This window comes from Ruficoccus amylovorans (genome assembly GCF_014230085.1).
Taxonomy (GTDB): Bacteria; Verrucomicrobiota; Verrucomicrobiia; order Opitutales; family Cerasicoccaceae; genus Ruficoccus; species Ruficoccus amylovorans.
Window position 1 is genome coordinate 1 of record NZ_JACHVB010000003.1, and the last position, 7,591, is coordinate 7,591.

The following is a 7,591-nucleotide window of genomic DNA, read 5'->3' on the forward strand; positions in this document are numbered from 1 at the left end:
TCGGGGCCGTCGATGAGGCCAGGGAGGTCCTCAGCCCCTTCCTCGTCGTCTCCGTGGCCATCCTCATCGGATCCATCGGCTACGCCGTGGGGGCTGTCAGGCGCTCCCCCTTCGTCCCCGAGTACCCCGAGCGCGAACACCCCTACCGCTGAGGCGCTCAGGGATGCGTGTATCCAAAGCCCAATACAGCCCCGTCCCGGTCCCTCCGGGGCGGGGCTTTTTGCTTTCCCGAAAACCAACCACACAAAACCCACAACCCGAACCCAACAAATAACCACCAACCGAAAGGAAACCCGACTCATGATCCATACATTACTGGAACCGCCCGCAGCGGCGGCCACCGTCCATCCCCAACCCCGCTGCAACCTCCTGCTGCACTGCGGCTCTCAGGCCGTCAACCGCAGCCGGATTGCGGAGGTCCCCACGCCGCCGCCCACCCGCACCTGGCAACCGGTTGCCCACCTCACCGTCCTCAACACGGTCGAGCGGGCTCTGCTCGGGCGCGGCCTGGCCATCGTCAACAGCGCCTACGCACTGGACAAGGAGGCCGACCGCTTCTTCGCCCTGCTGGAGATCCGCACCGCCCGCGACGCCGGGGACTACAGTTGGATCGTCGGCGTCAGAAACTCCCACGACAAGAGCTTCCCCGCCGGCATCGTCGCCGGGACTCAGGTGCTGGTGTGCAGCAATCTGGCCTTCTCAGGCGAGATCAAGCTCGCCCGCAAGCACACCCGCTTCATCCTGCGCGACCTCGACGAGTTGGCCGACAACGCCGTCCAACGCCTCGTCGGGCGCTTCGGTGAACAGGCCCGCCGCATCGAAGCCTACAAGCAGGCCCGCCTCCGCGACACCCGCGCCCACGACCTCATCATCCGGGCTGTGGATGCAGGCGTCTGCTCCAACCAGCACATCCCCAAGGTCCTCGACCACTGGAGAAACCCCGAACACCCCTGCTTCCGTGAGCGCACCCTGTGGTCCCTCCAGAACGCCTTCACCGAGGCCCTCAAGGGAAACCTCAACCTCCTGCCCACCAGAACCGAACGCCTCCACCAACTCCTCGATCATCACGCCGGGATAAACTGAACGAGTGGACGGCGGAAGCAGCCTAAGGGCTGCCTCTGCTGTCCCCGGGCAGGTCGGAGGCTAACAATAAAAGAAGCCGCGCCTTCAGGCCGGCTTCTTTTTAGCTGGGAGCGGAGGCACTCCCCTTATCGGATAAGAAGCTGGATAGTCGAGACAGCTTTCTTACCATCAGGAAGTTTCACCTGAATAATAAGTTTCGTCTGAGAACGCTCCGTGGTACCCTTTGGACGCAAGCGTAGCAGATAGCTTCCCGGGGTTTTCGGGACAGGATTAAGTTCGTGATCGAAAAGAAAATCAGCCTCACTGTCCCCGCTGAGGGAAACGGTGTAAGCTGGATCCGTCTCGATAGAGACCTCCCTCCAGTCCCTGGCTGATCCCTGACGCCAGACTTGAACCCTCGGGCGGAGCTTGACGACTTCGGGGATGTTCGTTTGAAAAATCAGACGAGTTGTCGGGTGGCCAGGACTATCCGTGTTGACAGTGAGAACAACACGCTGCGGACCGGCGCGCTCGCCTACGGTCAGGATTGCTTTCAATTCACCGGACTCACCCGGGGCATACACATCCTGGTCCAGTGCAGGGACCGTACAACCGCAACTCGAACGTACTCGCATGATAGCCACCGGATCGTTCCCAGTATTCGTAAACCGGAAGATTCCCGTAACCTCTTCTTCCCCTACGGCAGCAGGTACGTCCAAGCGCGGGCGCTCCCACTTGAGACCAGCTACAACATCAGCCGACATGACAAGCAGAGCTATAATTAAAAACGGATAGAAGCAAGGCACGCCTAAAGTCGATACAGGTTATTTTGAAACCCCAAAAAGCAGGGCAGAAGGGATAATTGCTAGAAACGGTGCAGCAACTAGAAGTAGGCATAAGCACCAATACAATCGATCAAACCGCTTAAAAACTAGACCGACTGACAGTCCCGTAAAAACAAGATAACTAATTAGATAAGCCAGCCAAGTATATACCCCAATTCGAGGAGTTAGAACAACCGCCATGAGAATAGATAAAATTGCAGCTACTATCACACTTAACGACTTCACTCCGATTCCTCCGTTTTGTTTTGACAACATTCCCCGGCACCTTCGACAGACCACTGTCCCATAGTCACAGACCTTGGCGGGAAGACCGCAGGAAGAGATATGGTCTCTCCTCCTACTCCCGGTGTCGTGATTTGAGGATTCCCAAGCAATGGATACTGAATATTACGCTCCCACCAATTCCCATCTTTATCATTATTAAATCCCAATCCTTGACCAAGGGTCATTTCCCCACTCCAAGTGTACTTATCCCCTGTCCATCGAACATTAACATCCCTAAGTATCACCAAAATCCGCCCCAGTCGATATTGTGTCGTGATATAAGACTGTCCCTCTGGCAAATCGGTCATATTATACGGCCCCAGTGTAGTCGGGTGCGAACTACAACTTTTACTCAACTCGGTTTCAACTTTACGCTTAGCCCAAAGTCGGTAACGCTCAATGTCAGCACCATGGTTCTGATCAAACCATTCCGTGTAATCCAAATGCTCACCGTCATCTGGGCCAATAGGAGGAAAAAAATGATCTGACATTGATGGTCCTTGCGGAGGTACGGGACCAGCATCAAGGAAATCACTAGCAGCAAGCACCTCTCCCCAGTTCCCCTGATCCATGAGTCCAAGCACATCGCCCCGAGAGACTCCATCATTCCCAACAAACCCATATAAATTCAACCCTCCCCGTTCTCCAATCGGGTCTCTGGAGAGCCATCTGCCAACGACAGGGTCATAATAGCGGTAGCCGTAGTAAAGGAGGCCGGATTCTGGGTCGGTATATTTGGTGGAGAAGCGGTAGTTGAGTTCGGCCACGGCGGCACCGGTAGCACGTAAGGGTTCGCCGAAGGGACCGTACTCGAATCGCGCCGAAACCGTGCCAGACTGGCTGTCCACATAAGCCATGACATTCCCATTGCCATCGCAAGCGGGGTAATAGGTATCAGCCCCCGCAGTAACGGCCAGCAGGCCACCGACGCCACCCGCCCCTTGAAGGGTTCCACTCAAGTCGAGCCCCCAGGTGTAGGTGCGCGAGGGGGCAAGAGCCCCAGCCCCATCGTAAGCAAGCTCGGCCAACACATTCCACTCGTCATAGAGAAAAGCGATAGTCTCCACAGGCGTACTCTCCCAGCCACCCGCCACATCATCCCAATCGAACACCTCTTTCTTCATGCGGCGACCCTGGGAGTCATAGGTAAAGACCAGTTTCCGATTGGGAACCCCCAAGCCAGCTGCCACAGAAGTTGGCTCCATCGCAATAAGGCGATTTTCACCATCCCAAGTATACACCCAACGAGAGTCGTTGGACAAGTTCCCGTCGTCATCGTATATAAAGTTTTCCGGGTTGGGAGGTAGGTAGGCGCTGGCTTCAGCCTCGGCGACAGCATCGGCACCACCACTCCCCTGCCCTGAGTAGGTTCCCTGGATCGCGATACTCTCCTGCCGGGCAGCATTTGGACTTGTTTCCCCGGAGTAATCCAAGAGTGCCTGGAAGTACTCTCCTGTACGGGTGGCCGTCTCCGCATTAACCGTCACTTCCGCCGCCGGGTGAGCAGACCCCAGCACTCCAAGGACGCGAGGCACGCTGCGACTGCCGTACTGGTTAAGCGGATTGGCACCGTTTGTCCCGGTGGCATCGGCTCCGGCATAATACACCTGACGACGGGTTGTATTCCCATCCCGCCCGGCCTGAGTACGGTTACCGATATCGTCAAACCCGTAATTGAACACGTAGCCGGGAATTGGTTGCGCACCAGGCAGGTACTTCGCAGCGCTGGTGACTTGCCCCAACGCATCGTAACCGTAAAGCCAGTACTCTCCGCTGCCCAGAGTGGCCGCAGTCCGCTGGTTCGCCGCATTGTATGCGTAGGTCATACCCAGTTGCTGATGAGGAATACCATAACTCAGGCTCCTTAGACGACCAAGATTATCATACTGACGGTGAACGGCAAGCACTTCCGCAGCCCCACGGGACTGCACCACATTTTCCACCAGAGCGCTACCGGGGCGATAACCGTATGCCGCCGTGTGCACCTGACCGCCCTGACTGAAGCCAATCGTCTCCAGACGCCCTGTGACACCGTCGAAGCCGTACTGCACTGCGTGCAGCGGACTGGTGCCATCGGAAAGGCTGACCGTGTTCGGGCGAGTGGCCGCATCAAATGTCCTCTCAACCGCAAAACCATCCCAGGGCTCCCCGTCCGCTTCATAGGTCTCCGAGACAATCCGACCATCCCCATAAACAAGCGTTCGCGTGCCAGTCCTATCGGTTATGGCTCCGATTCGCCCGCTGCGGTCATACTGCGTATAGCTGATGGCTGGAGTCTTACCATCACTGTAGGATATGCCCGTCTGATAGCCGTAGTCCGGGTCGTAGGAATAAGCCGTAACAATCCCACGACCACCGGTCCGAGTCTTCAGTCGGCCGGCATCGTCGTATGTATAGCTCAGGTCAGGAGTGCCGGGATTCCCCACCTCGTAGGCGTAGTATTTCTCCTGCAAAAGCCCGCGAGCATTATAAACCCAATGGGTAACAACCGGAACCCCCGAAGGGTAATCCTGCCAAGTCTTCATCGTGGCCATGCGACCCGCGTAGTCATAAGCATACTCTACCGGGTAGGTTCTCGACCCGCTGCGACGCTTGAGTTGTCCATCCGGATAGTATTCCTCGGTCTGTATTCTTCCGTCCGGCAAGGTGATTGTCCTCGTCATGCTCCCATCCGGGGCATCGCTATAGGCATAGGAAGTCGTCTGTGCCTGGTCACCGGGGAGACTGGATCCCTCAACCGCCACAGGCGTCGTCACACTCTCGAGACGACCATTAGCCAGATAACTGTAGGTCGTGACACCGAAGGCATCGCTCACGGTATGCGGAGCACCCAAGTCGCTGTAAGTGTACTGAGTCTGATCAAGCATGGCGCCCTGAGCGTCATAGCTTGCACTGGAGACCACTTGGCCATCCGCGTAAACGGTAATTGTTTTCGAGACAAAGCCCCCAACGGCGTCGGCAATGCTCGTCGTGACCGTACGGGTGGCCGGAGCATAGCCACCCGATCCGCCCACCGGCACGGCAGGGGTCAATGCCGTAACCGTTGTCGCCGTCAGTCCGTACTGAGTTGTGACAGTGGTAAGATCGTCGAGGCTGACCTCGGTGACTTGCGCCCCTGAAACATCATCCCCACTCACAGAAGTCGTCTTGCGAACCCGCACTCCGCTATCCCACGAAGCAGGCCCGTAGCTGATGGTTGTCGTCTGCACCGGCCCCTCAACATCATCCCCCACATAGGTTTTCCACAACTGCCCCTCATCATCGTACACGTAAAAGGTTGTGACGCCGGTTGGATCTTCCATTGAGACTAGTTGCCCCAAGGCATTGTAACTGTAGCTGGTCTGCGCCTCGCCCGCCCCCCCGGGAGCGAGAGCCGGTTGCAGAACCGTTCGCGTACGCCCCAACATGTCCGTCACGGTTGTGCTATACTCGCCCGAGGCACTCAGGTCCGGCTTCAGAAAAGTCTCAGTCGTAGCCTCTTCCCCCGGCACGGCTGAAGAATAACTGTACCGGCGAGCCATTGTAGAAGGGCCGCTGACCTGATAGAGCGAGCCATCCTGATAGCTGAGAGTCGTGGTTGCCCAGACTGGGGCCTGCCCTGGCAGATAAGGGAAGGACACGCGTTCACGAACAAAGGTTTCACCAGCAGCAGTAACGGTATCCTTGATGCGGTCCGTGATTCGCCCCATCACATCCATACTGGACACAAGCTCACCAGCCTTGTTGTAGGTCGAGGTAGTTTCTGTCGAAGCACTACCCTTACTGAATGTAGTCCGCACTGCGCGACCAGCAGCGTCCAGATCGTAACTTGTCAGGCCATCCCCTTTGAGGGCCTCCACTACGCGCCCCGCATCGTCATAGGTGTATTGGGTGTATTCTCCATCTCGACTCAACTCCCAAGCCAGCCCACAGCAGGCATAGGCCATATCACGAGTCGTACCATCCAAATAGATAATAGAAGTCGGACGGCCCGTCTCAGAATCGTGTCCGTTGACCACTTCAAGATCTACGGTAAAGGGCTCGCCACTCTCATCAAACCGGAAGCTCTCACGGGATTGCAGATTGCCCACTCCGTCCACAACCGTAACCTCACGCAAAAAGGGCTCAAACTCCAGCAGAGGGGTGTAAACATAGGTGCCTTCCTCCCTGGTTGTCACGAGCCAGTCCATCGTTTCACTACTGGAAGTATCGTAGGAGTAGGAATACCGGGTCATCGTACCATCGGGGCGCTCGATGCTGAAGGGCTGCCCCTTGAGATCAAACTCATCAATCGTACGTTCAACGGTGACCAGATTGGAGGCGGCTCCCAAGGCCGCGCCGGGAACTGTACAATCGACGTAGGTTACGATTTTGACCTCGGTATCAATTCCCTGAATACGCTCAATCTCACGCTCCTCGTACCTAATCTGGTAGCCCCTACTAACCTCATTCCCTTGCACATAGGTCACTGTCCGGCGTAATTCCCCCAAGGACGCATTCCAACCGGCATCAGCATCCTCATTAAACGTGTGCGAAACCACCCGATTACTACTCTCGTCCACAGAGGAAGGCAGGGTGTCACCGCCAGGAGCAGAAGTGTTTTTAAACTGAGAGACTGTCTTAATTTGACGCCCGTCAGCATCATAGATCCAGTAATCCCAGTTGCCAAAGGGCCCCACCCTCAGTTTCAGCCGCCCATAGCCGGGCGCACCACTGTCCTCATCGTGATAATAGTAGCGAGTTACCCGGTTCACCCCCTCGGGGTCCTGCGCCTCCGAGATCAGTTCCTCTCCCCAAGGGAACATCTCGTAAGTTTTCAATACATCCGATGCAACCTCACCACTTCCATTTTTCAACTTGCGACGTTCCGTCCGGGTCGTCCCCACAGGGGCATTCTCGTCAAATGCCCCGCTCCGGGTCAGCTCGGTCAAGATCAAGTTGCCCCCCTCCGCATAGCTCCAAGTGTTGCCCGTTTGCGTCCAATGGTAAACATTCACACTCGCACCGGAACGGATTTCCTCCACCTTGAGCTGGTCCGGTTCGGAAGCAGACGGAGTCGGATTGCTGACCACATAGGTCACAAATGGATTAGCTCCACTGACAAGCGGATAGAGTCCAGTAACACTATCCGGCGCTGCCTCAAAACTTCCCGGACGATAAAAGCGAACCTCGAACGCCCCCGGCTTGTAGATCGCAGTCCAATCGTTTTCATCAAAATCAAAAACGCCGCCGGAAATGGTGACCGTGACCGGCCCCGTCGCTTCCCAGATCACATTCCGATACCAGACCTGATCCCCAGCCTCATAAGTGCCCTCGTCAAGATCAGGAGCTTTCCGCGCCCAATAGGATGGTTCCTCAAGCGGGTTATTTCCGGCATTAGCCCCCAGCAGAGAAACATATACATAATCCTGATAAAGCACCTCGTCTCCAGCCGCATAGGT

The 7,591-nt window shown here is 56.4% G+C and carries 3 protein-coding genes; 1 reads left to right on the forward strand and 2 read right to left on the reverse strand.

Annotated elements, in window-relative coordinates:
- Window positions 1–300: 300 nt before the first annotated feature.
- Window positions 301–1,083, forward strand: coding sequence for a DUF932 domain-containing protein (locus H5P28_RS00090; RefSeq protein WP_185673689.1), 783 nt, complete (start codon window positions 301–303; stop codon window positions 1,081–1,083).
- A 125-nt stretch (window positions 1,084–1,208) separates the two neighbouring features.
- Here the strand turns inward: H5P28_RS00090 and H5P28_RS20070 are convergent, their stop codons facing one another.
- Together H5P28_RS20070 and H5P28_RS19965 are read right to left on the reverse strand one after the other, a co-directional pair.
- Window positions 1,209–1,826, reverse strand: coding sequence for a DUF1573 domain-containing protein (locus H5P28_RS20070; RefSeq protein WP_185673690.1), 618 nt, complete (start codon window positions 1,824–1,826; stop codon window positions 1,209–1,211).
- Between the two features lie 302 nt (window positions 1,827–2,128).
- A complete protein-coding gene (locus tag H5P28_RS19965; protein ID WP_221773317.1) occupies window positions 2,129–7,570 on the reverse strand; it encodes an RHS repeat domain-containing protein in 5,442 nt (1,813 codons plus the stop codon).
- Window positions 7,571–7,591: the final 21 nt, after the last annotated feature.